This is a genomic window from Desulfocicer vacuolatum DSM 3385, assembly GCF_900176365.1.
Lineage (GTDB): Bacteria > Desulfobacterota > Desulfobacteria > Desulfobacterales > Desulfobacteraceae > Desulfocicer > Desulfocicer vacuolatum.
Genome location: NZ_FWXY01000002.1, coordinates 227,803 through 247,444 on the forward strand (window position 1 = coordinate 227,803; position 19,642 = coordinate 247,444).

The following is a 19,642-nucleotide window of genomic DNA, read 5'->3' on the forward strand; positions in this document are numbered from 1 at the left end:
GCCACCATCTGTCCCATTTGTTAAATCTATTATTTTACATGCTTTGCCCATATTTTCAAGAAAAAAACAGAGACTGACCCCACACCCCACCCCGATTTTCCATGCCCGGCGGTGACCCGGCTTGACCTTTGAGTGGTAAAAATGTTAAAAAATATAAATTAACACCATCCCTTAATCCGCCTGAAATCCATGACGTATCAACAGGAGAACCGGCTTAATGAAAACAGATCTGACACATATCAGCACCATATTAACCCAGGCCCTGGATGAATTCCGTCCCAGTGCAGACACGGGCATGACCGCCATCTGGGAACTATGGAACAGCGTGGCAGGGGAGGGCCTGGCTCAAAATGCCAAACCCGGCGCATTTAACAATGGCACCCTCATTGTCCATGTTTCCAGCTCCGTATGGATGCACCAATTGAAATTTTTAAAAACAAATCTCATGGCAAACCTGAACCATGCCCTGGGCACCCCCCTTGTCAAGGAGATGAGGTTTAAAATTGCCGCCCTTCACAATTGAATATTTTTTTAATGAAAAACTAAGCATCTGCCAGCCCAAAGAGGGATATCGATTTTCCGTGGACCCCTTTGCGCTCTGTGGAGAGGTTCATCCCCGCCCCGGGGACAAAATCATGGACATTGGCTGCGGATGCGGCATCATTCCCCTGATTCTGTGTCTGAAAACCCCCGCGCTTTGCATCACCGCCGTTGAAATACAAAAGGAGCTTGCCGACATTGCCGGGGAAAATATCATAAAAAACCATCGACAAAACCAAATCACCGTGCACCATAAAGACATCACACAGATGACACCTTCGGATATACCCGGTCCCCAGGACATCATCATATCCAACCCGCCCTACATAAAAAAAAACCATGGCCGCATCAATCCCCACCCCCAGAAGGCCACGGCCCGCCACGAACTGACCCTGACCCTTGACACATTAATAAAAATTGCCTCAAAATGGTTAAAACCCCATGGCACCTTTCACACCATCTATCCGGTCTCTCGGTTGCCCGAACTTCTGGGTGCCCTTTCAAGGGAAAAAATGACCCTGGAAACTCTGAGATTCATCCATCCCCAAAAAAAGGAAAAGGCAAAATTATTCATGGTCAAAGCCGGAAAACACCAAAACAATGCAATCACAATCCCTCCGCCGTTGTATCTTGACACCCCGGGGGAACAAGCCGGCAGTGCACTGTAACACCCCCGGCAACCATGACATTCAAGCCCGGTCACGCCTTTTTATAAAACCGCAGAACAATCAAATTCAAAATTCATGGCTTTAATGCTTGACACAACATCGAAAAAAGGATATCTACCCTTTCATCATTATCAATGCGGAGAGATGACCGAGTGGCTGAAGGTGCACGCCTGGAAAGCGTGTGTATCGCAAGGTACCGAGAGTTCGAATCTCTCTCTCTCCGCCACTCTTATCCCACACCCCGGAAAACATGTCTTATCGCGTATTAGCTCTTAAATACAGACCCCAGACCTTTCAAGATGTTATTGGCCAGACCCATGTTACCCAGACCCTGTCCAATGCGATTTTATCAGGTCGGGTGGCCCATGCTATTTTATTCTCAGGTCCCCGGGGCACCGGCAAAACCAGCATTGCCAGAATCCTTGCCAAGGCAGTAAATTGCAAAGAGGGCCCCACCCCCTCCCCGTGCAACAGATGCAAATCGTGCATTGAAATCACCGCAGGAAATGCCGCAGATGTATTTGAGGTGGACGGGGCATCCAACAACAGTGTGGACCAGATCCGTGAACTGCGGGAAAATGTCACCTATCTTCCCATCTCTTCCCCCCGTAAAATTTATATCATTGATGAAGTGCACATGCTCAGCACTGCAGCCTTTAATGCCCTTCTCAAAACCCTGGAAGAGCCCCCGGAGCACGTACTTTTTATATTTGCCACCACCGAACCCCATAAAATACCCATCACCATTTTATCCCGGTGCCAGCGACACAATCTTGGCCGTATCAGCCTCACCGACATCGCCCGCCACCTGGAATGGCTGGCCTCCCAGGAGGGATTTAAGATTTCCCGGGAAAGTGCAAGCCTCATTGCCTCGGAGGCTGACGGTTCCATGCGGGATTCATTGAGCCTTCTGGATCGGGTGATATCCAGCAGCAGTGAGGAGACCATCTCCCACGATCATATCCTCAACAACCTTGGCATCATTGATAAAAAAATTCTTCAGGACATGGCCTCGGCTGTTTTCAGGGCAGACGGAGCAAAAATACTTCAAACGGTTTCCCAGGTCCGGGATCTGGGATTTGATCTAAAAAAAATATATGCAGGTCTGGTGGAGTTATTTAGAAATATATTGGTTGTCAGGCTATGTCCGGACAGCCATGCTTTTTCTGATATCAGCGACCATGACAGGGAGCAGCTTGCTGCCATGGAAGTACCGGGTACCCATGCCTATCTTTCCCGGATACTGACCACCCTGCTGAAGGAAGAACAGCTGCTTCGCTTTTCCACCCACACCAGGACCTCCCTGGAAACCATTTTACTACAGCTCATTGACATACGCCCCGGAACGGACATGGACAGCATCATCACCCGGCTGGACGCCCTGGCCCGGAATGTGGCCCCTCCAGAATCCCTGCCCCGGCATGCCGGAGCCACAGCCCGGACAAAGGCAACACAAACAGCGTCTTTGGCCTGTCCCCCCCGGTGCAATGAACACCCGGCCCCCTATGATCCCCCCCCGGAACAACAGATGGCACCCCCTCCGGCCCACTGGGATGTACCATCGGCTCCGGAAAAATATTCACCGGATGCCTCCCCCCGGAACAATGCCGGATCTGCTGCCGCACCAGAATCCCATGGAGACACCCCCCCGACAGCTTCCTTGCCCAATGCCGGAAAAGGGGCACAGATCACCGAAGAAAAAACATGGGAAGGATTTTTAAAAATCATAACGGCCAAATTTCCCTTTATCGGGGCCATTCTTTCCAAAGGCACATTTAAGGGAATGGACAACGGACAAATTTGCGTTTCCCTCTCCGGCAACAGCAGCTTTGATCTCAAACGAATTCAAGCAAAGCAGCAGGACCTGGAAGAACTATGCAAAACGTATTTTGGGAAAAAGCTCTCATTATCAACGAACACACCCCCAAAAAACATCCCCACCGAAAAAAACAAGGGGCAGACAAGTCCGGCAAAACGTAAGCAGGAGGCCATGAACCACCCCCTGGTTACAGAAGCTGTCAATCTTTTTAACGGACAAATCGTGGATATCAAGTTAAACTAAAATAAAAGGAGTTATTACCATGAAAAATATGGGTGGCATGATGAAACAGGCCCAGAAGTTACAGAAAAAAATGCTCAAAATGCAGGAAGAGCTGGCATTGAAAACCGTGGACGTGTCCGCCGGGGGCGGCATGGTCAAGGTGGTGGCCACGGGCAACCAGAAAATCCAATCCATTTCCCTGGAAAAAGAGGTGGTGGACCCCGATGATGTGGAAATGCTGGAAGATCTCATACTGGCAGCGGTGAACGATGCATTGAACAAATCCCAGGAAATGGTTTCAGGGGAGATGGGAAAGCTCACCGGGGGCATGAACATTCCGGGTCTGATGTAAATTTTGAACTATTATCCTGAATCAATCCTGAAGCTCATGGACTGCCTGGCAACCCTGCCGGGCATCGGTAGAAAAACCGCCGAACGCCTGGCACTCCATATCCTCCACGCCCCGGACACCGAGGCCCGCTCCCTTGCTGAAAACATCCTGGCGCTGAAAAAGAATGTCACCCTGTGTGCCACCTGCTTTGGGCTCAGTGACCGGCCCACCTGCCGCATATGCAGTAACCCGGCGCGGGATGCCGGAACCATCTGTGTTGTGGAAAACCCCACAGACATGGCAGCCATTGAGAAAAGCGGTGCATTCTCAGGCCTTTATCACATTCTGGGGGGCGCATTATCCCCCATGGACGGCATTGGACCGGATGAGATTCGCATTAAGGAACTGTTTGTCAGGGCCCGGCACCGCTCCACCCGGGAGATCATTCTGGCCACGGGCACAGATGTGGAAGGCGAAGCAACAGCAGCATACATTGCAGAACAATTGAAAAACACCCGGATATGCATCACCCGCATTGCCTCGGGGGTTCCCATGGGGGGGGATCTGCATTTTGTGGATCAGGTAACATTACAGCGGGCCATGGAGGGTCGAAGTGGATTGTAAATTTCAAACAGGCGATGATATTTTTGAATGTACCCAGTGCGGGGAGTGTTGCCGGGGATTTGGCGGTACCTATGTCACCCCGGAAGACATTAAACGGATTTCCAGGTTCATCAAGTGTGATCCTGACACCTTTGTCCCCCGGTTCTGTGACATGTCCGGCTCCCGGCCGGTGCTCACCCTTAACAAAAAAGGAAAGTGCGTTTTTTTTGATGAGCTGTGCACCATCCATGAAGTAAAGCCGTACATGTGCCGGGCCTGGCCCTTTATTCAAACCCTTGTGGATCATCCAGAAAACTGGGAAGCCATGGCAGGCTCCTGTCCCGGAATGAAAAAAGGGATCCCGGCGGAGGCTATCCAGCGCATTGCAGCCCTGGAAATCAAAAAGCTGCAATCATCTTAGGCATATTCATACAACTTCAAAAGTAGCTTAGAGACTCAGATCTTATTGTTTTACCATACCCAAATTGATATGTTTTATGGGTAAAATTTCGGGTAAACGGTAAATTGAAAACGGCTGACTCCCTTACACTTTTCGATCAAATTTTCCCGGAAAGTGGATATAGTTTTTTAAAAAAACGTAAACTGAAAAATGAAGCATGCCGCATTTTAATCCTTCAACCGTTAAATAACCCCTAATTTTCAGGACGGCATCACATAGTTGGGTCCGGCAATGAGCATGGTGTTGGGCAAATGGGTCTGAATCATCTCCATGGTGCTGCCAAAGAGAACATCCCGCACCACACCATGACCATAGGCCCCCATCACAGTTAAGGCATTGTGGGGAACCGCATAAAGATTGTGTTCAAATTTACCGGTTTCAAAAAAATGCCACTCCCGCACCTGTTGCGCCACCTCCCGGGCCATGTCCCGTTCTGCAAGAATCTTTTCAAAGGTTTCTTTTGATTTACCGTCGGCCTGGGTGAACAGATCCACAGGCTTGCCGGTGTCCCGGCCAAGGCGAAGCCCCAGCTTAAGGGCCTTCACCGCATTCACTGATCCCCCAAAAAAAACCAGAATACTCTGCCACTCCTTGAACAGACAGCTGGGCATGAGCACGGGAAAACGGGCCGCATTGATAATTCGGCGAACTTTTGGCCCAATGTGTCCAAGGCTGATCTTGGAAGACAGGTCACTGATACTCCGGGGACAACACATGAAATCAAAATTCACCGGAAGATCAGGTAAGGTGGAGGCAGTGAAATTCTTGGGCTGTACAAACCGGGGATCAATGTGTGCCCCCCGGGCCAGCTCCAGGGCATGGGCACTTGCCGTTTCAGGGGCTGTTAAATATGATTCATCCAGATCAACCTGTACCACATCATTGTCAAAATACATGAGAAATTTGGTATACCCGGGAATATAGATTACAATGGATGCGTTGATCTCGTTGCAGAAATAAAGTGACTGCATGAGAATTTCTCTTCCCAGCGGGGTATTTCTAAAAACATGAAAAAGCGTTGTCTCCACATATCCTCCTGAACCGTCAATAAACCGGCGGGACATAAAAATTAATAATGCCGGAATTTTATTATCCGGATATCTTTTTATAAGAAATACTCCGCAAGCCCGGGGAATATTTCTGCCTTTGTTGTGGGCGGAACCGAATCAGAATACGGTCCGCCCGTGGCGGTTTATAAGAAATACTCCGCAAATATAGGGTGTATTTCAAACTTCGTTGTGGGCAAAGCCGGATCAGAATACGGTCTGCCCGTGGCAGTTTATATACAAGGCAACCTCAGCAGAGCCGCCCCTCCGATGGGCAATAGGAACCGGACAATTGAGCTGTCTACAGTTCCGGTCCGGGACCGTTACCCATCGAGGGGGGGCGGCATAATATCATTTTCAATATTGGTTGTGTCCGTGGGGACATGCCCGTTTAATGGCGAACCAATCACAGCGGTTCACATGGGTAAGCCGGACAGACACAATTAGCTACGCGCGCTGGGTGGTCTGAACTTTAAGCTCATCCCGATATTTATCCAACAAAGTGGCCTTGGATATCATGCCCACAAACCGATGATTACTCACCACCGGCAGACTGTAGCAGCGGGTAACATCCATTTTATGAAGCACATCTGCCAGATCATCATCATAGTGAACGGTTTCCACATCCACATCCATGATCTGCTCCACCAGCACGGCATCATACATCACCGTGTTAAAAATATAGGGCCGCACATGATCAAAGCGTACCATGCCCATGAAATGACCGTTGTCAGGATTTTCCACGGGAAAATAGTTACGGGTGGATCGTTTAACCACGTATAAAAATTCCCGCAACAGCATCCCCGGAGCCACAGGAATGCAATCCCTTTCAATGACTTCCCTGATGGTGATGTCCGCAAGGACCCTGGCATCGGTGCCGGGTCTTAATAACTGCCCCCTTTCCGTTAAATCCTTGAGATAAAAGGAGGCCGGTTCAAAATAGTGGGTAATGGTGGTGGAAAGGGCTGATACAATGATCAGGGCCAGCATCACCTCATAACTTCCCGTGATCTCAAGAATCAGAAAAATCCCCGTCAACGGCGCCTGGAGAATACCGCTGATCATACCGGCCATGCCAAGCAGGGCAAAACACCCTTCGTTTACCCAGGTCACCGAGGGCATCAAAAAAACCAGGAGCCGATGGTAGGCAAGTCCGGCAAAACTGCCAATGACCAGGCAGGGAGCAAAAATCCCACCGGAGCCCCCCCATCCCAGGGTAAGGGCCGTGGCCACAATTTTTGCCAGGCAGGCAATGGCAGCAATGCCAAGGCCCGTGGTAAAGACCCCCTGAATCATGGCATGGATGGCATGATATCCTTCCCCCAGAACATCGGGAACAGCAAACCCCAGAAGCCCCACAGCAGCACCTCCCATGGCAGCCCTGGCCCACAGAGGCACCTTTACCTTTGCTGACACATGGTGCATGCGACGCAGCATGCGGGTGAGGATCAAGGAAGCCATGGAAGCTGCCAGGGCAAGCCCCAGACAGGCCAGCAGATCCAAACTTCCGATATTAAAGCTGCCAAAACTGTCAAAGGCAATGCTGTTTCCCCGGAGAAGACGACTGATCTCAGCCCCAGACACCGCCGCCACGGCAATGGGAATGATGTTCACCATGGACCACTCCCCCAGGATAATCTCCATGGTAAAGATGATACCGGTGAGGGGTGCATTGAAAATGGCGGCAATGGCACCGGCAGAGCCGCACCCCACCAGGGTGACCCGCTGCCGATCATTTAAATAGAAAAATTTGGCAATATTGGAACCGATGGCAGCACCGCTCATGACCACAGGGGCTTCGGGGCCTGCAGATCCGCCGCTGCCGATGGTGAGACAACTTGCCACCAGTCTTGATATGCTGGATCGAAACCGCATCAGTCCCCCGTACCGGGAGACACTGTAAATCACTTCGGGCACTCCGTGACCGGCCCCTTCATTCATGGCTTTTTCCAGAAACAAGGAAGAGAGCATGGCACCTGCGGCCGGCAAAAGAAAGGCCCACCAGTGATGACGCCAGTGGTGAAGGGTCTCCAGCATGAAAACCAGAGAAGTATTTAACCCCAGGGCGGCAAGTCCGCTGCAAAGCCCCACAATCACCCCCATGAGAATCAACAGCATGCGGTCATCCAGTCTAAAAAAGGGGAGGCGTGCCGGGTGACGCCAGGATATGAAACGCTTCATTTATTTTACTTAAACCCCTTTTTTCTCGATCTGTGCCTCTTTTGTACGAATACACGCCAAGAGCGCATCAGCCAAGGGCCTTGTTTTCACAAAAGAGATAAATTCACTGTCCCGGAGGCAAAAGGAGAGGCGGGACAGCAGGCTGAGATGACAGGCCACTGCTGGACTTAAAATCAAAAAAAGCGTGGACACCGGCAAATCATCAATGGCATTAAAGGGAACACTGTTGTCCAGATAACAGGTAACCACCATGGGGGTTTTAAGCCCCTTATCCAGGGGATTTCTGGGATGGGGAATGGCCATGCCGTGACCAATACCGGTGGAGGTCAGCTGTTCCCTTGCAAGGAGCTGTTGAAACAGCTCATCCTGCTGCACCGCCGAAAGCCCGGGAACCCTGCAAACCGCAGCCTGGAGCACCGAATCTCTGTCCGTTCCGGTGATACCGTGATGAACACCGCCGTTTTCCATGGCCGACACCAGAATAAATTCCGGAGAGTGGCACACACCGCCTGACGGATCTTCACAGGCTGGTATGATTTTTTTCTGCCGGGCGGCCCATTTATTGAGCTCTGCCTCATGAAACACGCCCATGTCCCCCGTCTTACTCACTGGAATTCTTCCCTGACGAATCCAACGCTCCAGGGTATCAATGCTCAAATTCAACCGTTGTGCAATTTTTTCCAAAGTTTGTATCATTTTTATAATCCACCGGCACAGAAAGGTTAATGATAATCCTCCTGTCCATCCATGAAGTTTTATGCAGGAAAAGGATATGCGCCCTGAACAAATGGCCAAAATTTTGATTTGACAATTAAATTTTTCATGGAAAAAATCATAAAAGTCCATGAACCTAAGTAATTATACCACCCATGCTTTTTTTTCAAGACCCATATGGGTAAAACCCGGGTAAACCGGGGCAGACAGTACTATTCACTGTAATTTTTCAGCCACCAGTCATCCCAGTTCGAAGATAGAAGGGCATGGGCCAGGGTACGCCCTGTATCTGTTTTTAATCGCTCCAGAACATGGGGCAGCCATTTGTCAGGGGTTTTAGCTCCGATGTCCTGTAGTTTTTTTAACTCAAGAATAAACGAGAGCTGGTCCGCATCCCGGGCCAGCATGGCTTCCCTTGTCTCTCCTTGATTAAACTCATTGACCAGGGCAACAATGGATTCACCCAAAGGAAATCCCTCAGCCATGCGGGACAAGGCCAGATCTTCCCGGGCCGTGACATATTGCTTCTGCACATAGTTTAAATCCCCGGTTCTTGCCTCGGCAAAATCATGAACCAGAGCCATGGACACAATTTTCCCACCATCCACTTTAGGCTCCATCTTTGCCATGGTAAAGCAGATAAAAGCTGTCATAAAACTGTGTTCTGCCACACTTTCCTGCCCCGCTCCCAAAAATTGATATCCCGATCTTGGCAGCCGGGTCAGCATATTTGCCTCAAAAAAAAGATCTGCAAATTTTTGATTCATATTATATTTTTCCTTGTCAGCCATAAGTTCCCCGTCCGTTTTGTATTAATCTTGGGTAACGCATTGATCCCATCAACCCTGAATCTTTAAAAATTTTCAAATCAGGCACATTTTTTTCAATGGGTTATGGAGATTTATGATTCCGCAGGATTTCTCCTGTGCTCGTTGAAATCTCTTACCGGATTTTTATTTTCAAGCATGGCGCCAAATGGCGGCCATCCCAGATCATGGCTTGACATTTAGCCGTCTGCCAGTTTAAATAGAGAAGCAGGGATACTCCAAAGAACACTGCAAAAAAGAGTTCTTCCCCGGCAAAACCCAAAACCTCACACCGTCTTTTTGCACACCCATGGGGGAAATCGCATGAAAAAAACAACAGGGATCCTGGTATTTATATTCTTAATGCTATTGCCCATGGCAGGAAGTGCCACCTCTGCAATACCAGAAACCGAGATGGTGGAAACCGACCGGGGTCCGGTATTTTATTACACCGTTAAAAAAGGGGATACTCTCTGGGATCTCTCCCAAAAATTCTATAATTCCCAGTGGGTATGGCCAGGATTATGGGAGATGAATGATCAGATCAAAAATCCCCACCAAATCTATCCGGGAGATAAAATCAGAATCTATCTGGCTGAGGAACCGGCATCACCGGCTCCCCCCCCGGTGCCTCGGACAGCCCATCTAAAAACCGCATCAATCCCCATGGCACCCCCTGAAAAAATTCCAGAACCCGCCCCCTTGACCCATGGAGAAAGCATTCAAAACCTATCTTTTATCAAGGAGGATGCCACTGCGCCCCTGGGACATATTCTCATGGCGGAAAACAATGGGGACCTTCTGTCCAACGGCGACACCGTATTTATCACCCCTGTGAACAAAAACACTTTTATCCCGGGAAACCGATATCATATTTTTTCAACGAGAAAGGTAACAGCCCAATATGATAAAATAAAATTCAATGGTGTAAAGCACCAGGTAAAGGGCACACTCACCATCCTGGAAAGTAAAAACACCTTCACCCGGGGCGTTATCGACAAAGTGTTTAGACCGGCTGAACCCGGGGACCCCATCATGGCTTATTTCCCACTGGAAAAACAGATCATCCCCAACCACACTCCCCATGCTGTTGATGCCAGAATCATCTGCGCCCAGGACGACAATGAACTCCTTGGGGAGGGCAGTATTGCCTTCATGGATGCGGGCATCCGGAACAATGTCAAACCGGGGGACATCTATACCCTTTACAGCACCCAGACCCGGCCGTCATCCTCTTTATTTAAAAAACCGCCCCCCCTGCCCCCGTTGAAAAACGGCACATTAATGGTGTTACACACAGAAGCCACGGCCGCCACAGTGAAGATCCTATCCACCAATACCGAAGTCCTCATCAATGATCTTGTAAAATAATTGCCATGGGCAAATCTTATTTTAATCCGATCCTGTCCACAGCGTTTTTTTTAAATATTCCATTTTCCGGAAAAAACTGATCCCAAAGTAGTGGGCAGACCAAAACAGATAAAGACGGGGTGCTGGCCGAATATTTACTTTCAGACAAACAAAAAAAGGTCTTGCAGGATTCACCTGTAAGACCTTATTATTTATATATGGTACCGAAGAGAGGGCTTGAACCTCCACGCCTTGCGGCACTAGATCCTAAGTCTAGCGTGTCTACCAATTCCACCACTTCGGCTCGCAACAAAAGCATGATGCCGTCATCACAATGGAGGCCTTTCTACAACAAAACCACCCCCAAGTCAACCTTTAACTCGACAATCTGTTTTTTTTCGGTATCATGAAGATATGAAAAGTGTTTTCACCTTCACAAAAGCAGCATCAATGGAAGTAAATATTGCCTTTTAAAACTTAAGGAGACAAGCGCTCAATGATCACAAACAACAACAGTGTGGTGGGATTTATTGGCATCGGAGTCATGGGTAATCACATGGCCCGGCATATTTTAAAGGCAGGATATACCCTGTACATCCACTCCCGAACCCGATCAAAAACCCGTCCCCTTTGCCGGGAAGGGGCCGTGTGGCAGGAGAGCGTTGCCCAACTGGCAAAACAATGCCCGGTCATCATCACCATGGTGGGTTACCCCACGGATGTGGAATCCATTTACATGGGACCGGAAGGCATTCTGGAAAATGCACAATCTGGAACCGTCACCATGGATATGACCACTTCCCGCCCGGACCTTGCCGCCGACCTGTATGAAAAAGGACAAAAAAAAGGCATACACTGCCTGGATGCCCCGGTGACCGGAGGGGATATCGGAGCAGAAAATGCCACCCTTTCCATCATGGTGGGAGGGAAAAGGGATCACTTTAAAAAGGTATTGCCCATTTTGAAACTCATGGGAAAAAACATTCACCACCAGGGTCCGGCCAGCAGCGGACAGCACACAAAAATGGCCAACCAGATTGCCATTGCTGCCGGGATGGTGGCCATGTGCGAGGCACTGTCCTACGCAAAAAAAACTGGACTATCCCCTGAAAAGGTCATTGAAAACATTGGCCAGGGTGCGGCCGGCAGCTGGTCGTTAAACAATTTGGCCCCCCGGATCATTAAACACGATTTTTCTCCGGGATTTTATGTGAAACATTTTATCAAGGACATGGGAATTGCCCTGGAATCGGCCAGGGCACTGGGACTTAAAACACCGGGTCTGGAACTGGCAGCCGATCTTTATGCACAACTGGCGGCCCAGGGGTGTGAAAATGAAGGGACCCAGGCACTTTACAAATTGTTTCAAAAATAAAAAAAGGAAAGCCGAAGCTTTCCCCCTAAACTATAAATGGCCCACTGACAAGAAAAAACAACTTCTTGTTAATGGACCACACCTTGATTCTTTTAAAGCCAGACTTATCTTCTTTACTCAAATGGTGCCGAAGGGGAGATTCGAACTCCCACGAACATACGTCCACTAGTCCCTGAAACTAGCGCGTCTACCAATTCCGCCACTTCGGCCCTTTGACCAATCCTTAAAAAAAGCAATCCAGAAAAAGGATTGATTTGAAAAGATAGGTGGTTTATATATGTGTTTTTTGGCTTTGTCAAGCCTATTATTTCAAAAAATGCAAAGGGAATTATGGAACTGATTGAAGACATTGACTCACTGAAAACACCCCCGGATGCCGGGGTGATCACCATAGGAAATTTTGACGGGGTACACAAGGGACACCAGGCCCTTTTTCACCGGGTAATTGAACTTGCAGAACAGCACAATGCCACGGCCATGGCCATCACCTTTGACCCCCATCCGTTAAAGGCGCTTGGCAACAACGGCCCCCCTTTGATCACCCGAAAAGATCAAAAAACAGAACTCATTGCCGCAGCCGGTATGGATACCTTGATCTACATTCCCTTTACCAGGGCTTTTGCCGCCATATCGGCCCATGATTTTGTAAAAAATATTCTTCTGGATCGCTTGGGAATGAAAATCATTGTTGTGGGGCCGGACTACACCTTTGGTAAAAACCGGGAAGGGGATGTTGCTTTCCTAAAAAAAATGGGAGAACAATACCGTTTTGAAGTGGTTATCCCAGACTGGATCAAGGGAAGTGATTCCGATACCAATAGAATCAGCAGCACCCGAATACGAGAACTGGTCATGGAAGGCCGGGTGGATGAAACCCACCCCTTTCTGGGCCGCCACTATCAAATCCGGGGAAAGGTGGTAAAGGGCCGGGAACGGGGAGGCAGTCAACTGGGATTTCCCACGGCAAACATCAAGCTTCATGATGAGCTGTGCCCTAAAATGGGGGTTTATGCCGTCACTGTGGAGACCACCACCGGCACATTCAACGGTGTTGCCAACATTGGATACAGCCCCACCTTTGATGATCATATTTTCACCATTGAAGTCCATATCCTTGATTTCTGCCACGATCTTTACGGCACCCGCATCCGGGTAAACATGGTAAAAAGGCTCCGGGATGAAATTAAATTCCCCGATATTGAAGCCCTGTCTGCCCAAATTCGTACAGACATTGAAAATGCAAGAAAAATCCTGGCATAACAGGCTGCAATGTGGCATCCTTTCTGCCGGTTTTAATGAACCGCTTGCTTGATCCCACCCTGGTCCGGGGTGGGTCAACCTTAAATTATTGACGCTTTTGTTTATTTTACCCCTTTGTGTCCGGGCTCTTATCAAAAGCATTTTCTGACCCCGTTGGCGCACCGGTTAACCCATGGACGGCATCGAGATCAAGTTCTTCAAATTTATAGTTACAGGTAAGAACAATGGCAATTTTAAAAATACTGGAATACCCAGACCCCTTTCTGGCCCAAAAGGCCAAACCCGTGGAAGAGATTGATAAAAAAATTCTTAAACTCATTAAAGATATGGCTGAAACCATGTTTGATGCCCCGGGTGTGGGCCTTGCCGCCCCCCAGGTGGGCAGTGATCTAAGAGTCATTGTGTACAACCCCGATGCCGGTATGGAAACCGAAGAGGAAGAAGAAGCAAACCAGAAAAACAGTGTCACCGCATTGATTAATCCTGAAATCATTTCAGCATCAGGGCAGATCGTCTCGGAAAATGAAGCCTGTCTCAGCGTTCCTGATTACAGTGCCGACGTAAAAAGATCGGAAAAGGTAACAGTGAGGGCTTTAAATAAAGAGGGTAAAAAACTTGAATTCAGTGCAGACGGCATCCAGGCTGTGATCCTGCAACACGAAATTGATCACCTGGACGGCACCTTGTACATTGATCGCATCAGCAAATTAAAACGAAACATGTACCGAAAAAAAATAACAAAAAGGCAACGCAGGTGAGTAAAAAATTTAATATTATCTTCATGGGAACCCCGGAGTTTTCGGTTCCGCCCCTAAAGGCGCTGGTCCATGCGGGCCACCAGATATCCCTGGTGATCACCCAGCCGGACCGCCCCAAGGGTCGGGGTAAAAAACGCATGCCTCCCCCGGTGAAAACAGCAGCAGAAACCCTGGGACTTGATATTATTCAACCCCAAAGCATGAAAGCCCCGGATATTAAAGAAAAACTCATGGCACTCAAGCCCGATTTTTTCGTGGTGGTGGCCTTTGGTCATAAGCTGTCCCGGGATATTCTGGATATCCCCCGCATCCACCCCGTTAATATCCATGCATCCCTGCTTCCGGCCTGGCGGGGGTCCTCCCCCATACAGGCCGCCATCCTGAACCGGGATAAAGAGGCCGGTGTAACCACCATGATCATGGACACAGACCTTGACACCGGGGACATGCTGCTCAAGGCCAGAATACCCATTGCCGGGGATGAAACGGCCCAAACCCTCCATGATCGCCTGGCCCCCCTGGGGGCAGAGCTCATTGTTGAAACCCTTGAAGGATTTGCCCGGGGCACCGTCACCCCCCGGCCCCAGGACCATTCCCGGGCCACCCATGCCCCCATGCTCAAAAAATCAGACGGATGTGTTGACTGGGGCATGGATTCAAAAAAAATCCATGCCCATGTCCGGGCCATGACCCCCTGGCCCGGGGCCTATGGTTTTCTGGGTGACAAAAGGATTAAAATTTTGGAAGTGGCGCCCCTTGACATCCACACCGATCACAAACCCGGCACTGTGTTTTCCTGTGATTGTGACGAGATTCATGTGGCCACCGGGTCTGGTGCTGTTGCCATATTAAGGCTCCAGGGTGCCTCGGGCAAATGCCTCTGTTCCGAAGATTTTCTCAGGGGAAACAAGCTCCAGACCGGAGAATGTTTTGCCGATTTTGACTGACCCCCATGGAGAACAATATTACAGTGGAACATGAGCCCCGCCAACTGGCATGGATGGTGTTAAAAGAAAGTACGCTGTCACAAAAAACCCTGGATCAAACCCTGGAGGCGTTCAGCCTCCCCCTGGAAAGTCTGAAAAAACGGGACCGGGCCCTGGCCAATGCCCTCATCCACGGCACATTGAGATGGAAAGGGCATCTGGATTGGATCATTGCCGCCTTTTCCCGAACAAAACCGGAACAGGTGGACCCTGAAGTGATGTGGCTGCTGCGCATGGCCCTTTTCCAGATCATCCACATGGACAAAATCCCCACTTCTGCGGCGGTGAACACTGCGGTGAACGTGGCAAAATTTCATATTCATAAAGGGGCGGCAGGATTTACCAATGCTGTATTACGAAAAGCCGCCACCCATTGGCAAAGCGTTGCCCCGCCAGATCCCGATCTCACCCCGGAACTGTTTGTGGCAGTGGAAAAATCCATTCCCCTGTGGCTTGCCAGGCGATGGATCACGCGGTTCGGCATGGAAAAAACCATGGCCCTGGGGGATGCCGTCAATGAAATTCCCCCCATTACCCTGCGGGTGAACACCCTTAAAACCTGCCGGGATGATCTGATCAATGCACTGTCATCCCATGCACACCGCGTGTGGCAGACCCCATACAGTTCTTTGGGGATCAGCCTTAAGAAACCTTCCATGCCCATCCATGAATTACCGGCCTTCAAGGCAGGAGAATTCCAGGTGCAGGATGAGGCGGCCCAGCTTGTCACGGCCCGTTTTTTAGACCCCCAACCCGGAGAACGGATTCTGGACGCCTGTGCAGGACTTGGGGGGAAAACCGGCCACATTGCCCAGCTCATGGAAAACCGGGGTACGATTGTGGCCGGAGACACTGATCCCGGCAAATTAAACCAGTTGGACCAGGAAATGAAACGCCTTGGCATTGACATGGTTTCCACCCGGAAAATCAATCTTTTAAAAACAGAAACCCTGGATTTCAACACCCACTTTCACCGGGTGCTTGTGGATGCGCCCTGCTCCGGTCTTGGGGTTTTGCGAAGAAATCCGGACACCCGATGGAAACGCACCAAAAAAGATGTGGCCCGGCTTGCCGTACGACAGGAAAAAATGCTTTTTAATGCAGCAGATCTGGTGGCCCCCGGCGGTACACTGGTCTATGCCGTGTGCTCCTGTGAACCCCGGGAAAACCAGACAGTGATCCAGAATTTTCTGGACCGAAAAAAAGAATTTACCATCAAAGTAAAAGCAGCATCCCCCCATGATTCCGGCACCCCCTTACCGTTGTCCCCCCAGGGAATGTTCTGTACCTGGCCCGATGCCCTGGAAATGGACGGCTTTTTTGCTGTGGCCCTGCAACGGAAAAAATCATAATTAAAAACCCGGCATCCTTCATATTGCCTAAAAAGTAGTTTACACTTTTGGGAAATTTATCCCCAAAATGGAGATATTGCTCTGAAAAGTGTGAAGCAAAGATGAAGGATGCCAAAAATCTGACAATAAAAAGAACTAAACGTTTAATCCACGTTTCTGTCAAAACCGCATTTAGGAATTAATTCCCATCCCGGTTCCATAAACGATGAAAAAACAAGACACAACTCCCTTTAAATTGTCAAAATAAGGAAAAAACTCAAAATGGCCATTATTGCACCATCAATTTTATCAGCAGATTTCACAAAACTGGGAAAAGAACTCAAAGACATCGACGACGCCGGGGCCAAGTGGGTCCACATTGATGTCATGGACGGACAATTTGTGCCCAACATCTCCTATGGTCCCATCATTGTGGAAGCCTGTAGCCGGGCCACGGACCTTTTGCTGGATGTCCATCTCATGATTGAACGCCCGGATCAGATGATTCCGGCATTTGCCAAGGCAGGGGCAGATCTCATCTGTGTCCATGCCGAAGCATGCACCCATCTGCACAGAACCGTACAATTAATAAAACAATCCAAAAACGATAAAAAAAATCCCATCAAGGCAGGGGTGGCACTGAATCCCGGCACCCCCCTTTCTGCCATTGAATGGGTCCTGGACTCCCTGGATTTTGTCCTGATCATGAGCGTTAACCCAGGATTTGGCGGACAGTCCTTTATCCCCTCAACCCTTGAAAAAATCCGCACCCTTGACCAAATGATCAAGGAAAGAAACAGCCGGGCCATCATCCAGGTGGACGGCGGGGTGGCCCCGGATACCATTTTTGACGTGGCCAAGGTCGGCACAGAAAGTTTTGTGGCCGGTTCCGCTATTTTTAATACACCGGATTACACCGCCACCATCCAGGGAATGCTTGAAAAAATAAACCAGGCAAAATCCCATGGAGATTGATCTTCTCATTGCCGTGGCAACGCCCATGGAAATTGACCCTTTTCTGGCATTGTCAAAGGTAGTTCATCGCCGGACAATGCCCGGAAACATTCCATTGATCACAGCCTGCATTAACGACATCAAGTTCCAGGTGATCATCACAGGGCCCGGCATGGTGAACACGGCCCTGGCCCTGGGCTGCTACCTTGGACACCACCATCCCCCACTGATCATCCAAACGGGCATTGCCGGATTTTTCCATGGAAAAGGCCTTTCCATGGGAGGAGTGGGCATTGCCACGGCAGAAATCAATATCCACTGTGGAGTGGAAAACCCGGAACAATGCTTTCCCCTGCTTCCCCTGCCCTTTTCCCTCACCGGCACCCCCATGGAGGGCAGTGACGGACAACTTGCCATGCATCCGGGCCTTGTCAACACGGCCCGGATGCACATCACCCAACAATTTTTATCAGGCCGGGTTCTGCCGGGCATAAACCCGCTGAAGGCCTCTTATCCCCGGAAATGCCCCGTAATAAGCGGTCCCTTTATAACCGTTTCCACCATCACCGCCAGCAAGCCCACTGCCACCCGGCTGTCCCGGGCTTATACCCCTGTCATGGAATCCATGGAAGGCATGGCAGCAGCCCACACCGCTTGCCGGTACGATGTTCCTTTTCTGGAAATCCGCTGCGCATCCAACCCCGTTGGAGTCCGCGACAAAAAGGCCTGGGACATCCCACTGGCAGTGGAAGGCATTGCCATGGCCCTGGCTGCACTTTTTGACTCAGGAGAACCATTTTGGACACAGATAACACCCCCAGACCCCATCTGACCATTGCCCATTATTTTCTTTTTTTATTGTTGTTCATGGCGCTTTTTTTAAGTTATCAAATGATAAAGCCCTACCTTGATCCGGTGATCATTGCCGTCATCCTTGCGGTGCTGTCCAACCCTGTGTATCAGTGGTTTAAAATCAAATGCAAGGGACGGAAAAAAACCGCAGCCTTTCTCTCCTGTATTGTGCTGATCCTGTTGATCATCATTCCGCTGACCCTGGTATTTCTGGCCGTGATCAAACAGGGCATTCTATCATTTAATGCCATCAATCAATGGGTGGCCCAGGGAAACATTGAAAAACTCACCCACACGCCCTTTGTCTCCAAAATGCTGCTCTTGTCCCAGAAGTACCTAAGGGGGAGCCTGCTAAAAGGAATTGATTTAAACGCCATAATGATCACCGTTTCCTCCCATGCCGGAGAATTATTGATGAACCAGGGCAAGGATATCATCACCAACATTTCGTCTGTGGTGGGGAAATTTTTTCTCATGAGTTTTGTGTTTTTCTTTGCCATCCAGGACCAGAAAAAAAATTTTGAATACGTCTCCCACCTCATTCCCCTTTCCACGGCCCATGAAAAAATTGTGGTGAACAAGATCAAAGCTGTGGCAAAATCGGCCCTTTTGGGCACCTTGGTGACATCGGCATCCCAGGGTTTTGCCGGCGGCATTGCCTTTACCATCTGTGGGCTTCCCGGGGTGTTCTGGGGAGCCATGATGGCCTTTGCCTCCCTGATTCCCGTTGTGGGCACAGCCTTGATATGGGTGCCTGGGGCCATCTGGCTTTTTATTTCCGGCGCCTGGTACCACGGCATCTTCATGGTGATCTGGTCGGTGGTGGTGGTGGGAATGATAGACAACCTGGTGCGTCCCCTTTTCATGAAAGGCTCAGCCGACATGAGCACCTTGCTGATCTTTTTTTCCATCCTGGGGGGCATCAACTACTTTGGGCTCACCGGTCTGTTGTACGGCCCCATGATATTTGGCCTGACCCTGGTGCTTCTCTATATTTACGATCTGGAATTTCACCATTTCCTGGATCACCAGGATCAAAATTAAAACTCATCAGGGTTGCCAGCCTTTCATATAACCGCCATGGGCGGACCGTACTCTAATCCGGTTTTGCCCACAACAAAACTTGAAATACGCCCCAGCTCTGCGAGGCATTTGATATAACGGGCATCTCCTGTGGGACACAACAAATATAGGGTCGTAGACGCGGAGCCAAATGGTATTATACCGCCGCCCCCCCCGATGGGTAATGGTCCCGGACCGGAACTGTAGACAGCTCAATTGTCCGGTTCCTATTACCCATCGGAGGGGCGGCTCTGCCTTAGCTTGCCCGGAAGTTTTATTTTCTAATAAAACCCACATGGCTGTAACCACCAGCCACAACAAACC

General features: G+C 49.7%; 19 protein-coding genes and 3 tRNA genes. 16 read left to right on the forward strand and 6 right to left on the reverse strand.

From position 1 onward, the window contains the following. Positions 1–217: 217 nt before the first annotated feature. The 7 genes from B9A32_RS02990 to B9A32_RS03020 all read left to right on the forward strand — a co-directional run bounded on the left by B9A32_RS02990 (position 218) and on the right by B9A32_RS03020 (position 4,604). Entirely contained in the window at positions 218–523 is a 306-nt protein-coding gene (locus B9A32_RS02990; protein ID WP_084066886.1) for a DciA family protein, read from the forward strand. Next, the gene (locus B9A32_RS02995) at positions 504–1,208 is read left to right on the forward strand and encodes a tRNA1(Val) (adenine(37)-N6)-methyltransferase (protein ID WP_084066887.1); all 705 of its coding nucleotides are present in this window, start codon (positions 504–506) and stop codon (positions 1,206–1,208) included. The genes B9A32_RS02990 and B9A32_RS02995 overlap by 20 nt, the downstream gene beginning before the upstream one ends. Before the next feature lie 138 nt (positions 1,209–1,346). Beyond that, positions 1,347–1,434: transfer RNA gene (locus B9A32_RS03000), tRNA-Ser, on the forward strand. Positions 1,435–1,458: 24 nt separating this feature from the next. Then, on the forward strand, positions 1,459–3,270 hold the full coding sequence (gene dnaX, locus B9A32_RS03005) for a DNA polymerase III subunit gamma/tau (protein ID WP_084066888.1): 1,812 nt from the start codon (positions 1,459–1,461) through the stop codon (positions 3,268–3,270). Positions 3,271–3,289: 19 nt separating this feature from the next. Then, positions 3,290–3,601, forward strand: a complete 312-nt coding sequence (locus tag B9A32_RS03010) for a YbaB/EbfC family nucleoid-associated protein (RefSeq protein ID WP_084066889.1) — start codon at positions 3,290–3,292, stop codon at positions 3,599–3,601. Positions 3,602–3,604: 3 nt separating this feature from the next. Then, on the forward strand, positions 3,605–4,204 hold the full coding sequence (recR, locus tag B9A32_RS03015) for a recombination mediator RecR (RefSeq protein WP_084066890.1): 600 nt from the start codon (positions 3,605–3,607) through the stop codon (positions 4,202–4,204). After that, the gene (locus tag B9A32_RS03020; protein WP_084066891.1) at positions 4,194–4,604 is read left to right on the forward strand and encodes a YkgJ family cysteine cluster protein; all 411 of its coding nucleotides are present in this window, start codon (positions 4,194–4,196) and stop codon (positions 4,602–4,604) included. The genes recR and B9A32_RS03020 overlap by 11 nt, the downstream gene beginning before the upstream one ends. A 239-nt stretch (positions 4,605–4,843) precedes the next feature. On the opposite strand, the gene B9A32_RS03025 is transcribed toward B9A32_RS03020, so the two are convergent. The 4 genes from B9A32_RS03025 to B9A32_RS03040 all read right to left on the reverse strand — a co-directional run bounded on the left by B9A32_RS03025 (position 4,844) and on the right by B9A32_RS03040 (position 9,351). Continuing rightward, complete coding sequence (locus tag B9A32_RS03025) at positions 4,844–5,671, reverse strand: universal stress protein (protein ID WP_084066979.1); 828 nt, start codon at positions 5,669–5,671, stop codon at positions 4,844–4,846. Between the two features lie 465 nt (positions 5,672–6,136). Next, complete coding sequence (locus B9A32_RS03030) at positions 6,137–7,870, reverse strand: chloride channel protein (protein ID WP_084066892.1); 1,734 nt, start codon at positions 7,868–7,870, stop codon at positions 6,137–6,139. Positions 7,871–7,879: 9 nt separating this feature from the next. Next, the gene (locus B9A32_RS03035; RefSeq protein ID WP_170923676.1) at positions 7,880–8,566 is read right to left on the reverse strand and encodes a PTS sugar transporter subunit IIA; all 687 of its coding nucleotides are present in this window, start codon (positions 8,564–8,566) and stop codon (positions 7,880–7,882) included. Between the two features lie 230 nt (positions 8,567–8,796). After that, positions 8,797–9,351 carry an HD domain-containing protein gene (locus B9A32_RS03040; protein WP_084066980.1) on the reverse strand — a complete coding sequence of 185 codons (555 nt, stop codon included), beginning with the start codon at positions 9,349–9,351 and terminating at the stop codon, positions 8,797–8,799. A gap of 363 nt (positions 9,352–9,714) precedes the next feature. On the opposite strand from B9A32_RS03040, the gene B9A32_RS03050 reads away from it, so the two are divergent. After that, a complete protein-coding gene (locus tag B9A32_RS03050) occupies positions 9,715–10,761 on the forward strand; it encodes a LysM peptidoglycan-binding domain-containing protein (protein ID WP_139795685.1) in 1,047 nt (348 codons plus the stop codon). Positions 10,762–10,959: 198 nt separating this feature from the next. Here the strand turns inward: B9A32_RS03050 and B9A32_RS03055 are convergent. After that, a tRNA-Leu gene (locus B9A32_RS03055) sits at positions 10,960–11,044 on the reverse strand. A 192-nt stretch (positions 11,045–11,236) separates the two neighbouring features. On the opposite strand from B9A32_RS03055, the gene B9A32_RS03060 reads away from it, so the two are divergent. Then, positions 11,237–12,115: an NAD(P)-dependent oxidoreductase gene (locus tag B9A32_RS03060; RefSeq protein ID WP_084066895.1), complete on the forward strand. Its 879-nt coding sequence runs from the start codon at positions 11,237–11,239 to the stop codon at positions 12,113–12,115. A gap of 122 nt (positions 12,116–12,237) precedes the next feature. Here B9A32_RS03060 and B9A32_RS03065 read toward each other — a convergent pair. Continuing rightward, a tRNA-Leu gene (locus tag B9A32_RS03065) sits at positions 12,238–12,324 on the reverse strand. Between the two features lie 121 nt (positions 12,325–12,445). Between B9A32_RS03065 and B9A32_RS03070 the strand changes: the two genes are divergently transcribed. The 7 genes from B9A32_RS03070 to B9A32_RS03100 all read left to right on the forward strand — a co-directional run bounded on the left by B9A32_RS03070 (position 12,446) and on the right by B9A32_RS03100 (position 19,300). After that, entirely contained in the window at positions 12,446–13,375 is a 930-nt protein-coding gene (locus B9A32_RS03070; RefSeq protein WP_084066982.1) for a bifunctional riboflavin kinase/FAD synthetase, read from the forward strand. A gap of 224 nt (positions 13,376–13,599) precedes the next feature. After that, positions 13,600–14,133, forward strand: coding sequence for a peptide deformylase (gene def, locus B9A32_RS03075; RefSeq protein ID WP_084066896.1), 534 nt, complete (start codon positions 13,600–13,602; stop codon positions 14,131–14,133). Continuing rightward, positions 14,130–15,080: a methionyl-tRNA formyltransferase gene (gene fmt, locus B9A32_RS03080; protein WP_212637645.1), complete on the forward strand. Its 951-nt coding sequence runs from the start codon at positions 14,130–14,132 to the stop codon at positions 15,078–15,080. The genes def and fmt overlap by 4 nt, the downstream gene beginning before the upstream one ends. A gap of 5 nt (positions 15,081–15,085) precedes the next feature. Beyond that, positions 15,086–16,471 carry a 16S rRNA (cytosine(967)-C(5))-methyltransferase RsmB gene (gene rsmB, locus B9A32_RS03085; RefSeq protein WP_084066897.1) on the forward strand — a complete coding sequence of 462 codons (1,386 nt, stop codon included), beginning with the start codon at positions 15,086–15,088 and terminating at the stop codon, positions 16,469–16,471. 261 nt (positions 16,472–16,732) lie between these two features. Further along, on the forward strand, positions 16,733–17,425 hold the full coding sequence (rpe, locus tag B9A32_RS03090; RefSeq protein ID WP_084066898.1) for a ribulose-phosphate 3-epimerase: 693 nt from the start codon (positions 16,733–16,735) through the stop codon (positions 17,423–17,425). Then, positions 17,415–18,236 (forward strand): futalosine hydrolase, encoded by an 822-nt coding sequence (mqnB, locus tag B9A32_RS03095; RefSeq protein ID WP_084066899.1) that lies wholly within the window; start codon positions 17,415–17,417, stop codon positions 18,234–18,236. Before rpe ends, mqnB begins: the two co-directional genes overlap by 11 nt. Then, a complete protein-coding gene (locus tag B9A32_RS03100) occupies positions 18,203–19,300 on the forward strand; it encodes an AI-2E family transporter (RefSeq protein ID WP_139795686.1) in 1,098 nt (365 codons plus the stop codon). The genes mqnB and B9A32_RS03100 overlap by 34 nt, the downstream gene beginning before the upstream one ends. Positions 19,301–19,642 lie beyond the last annotated feature (342 nt).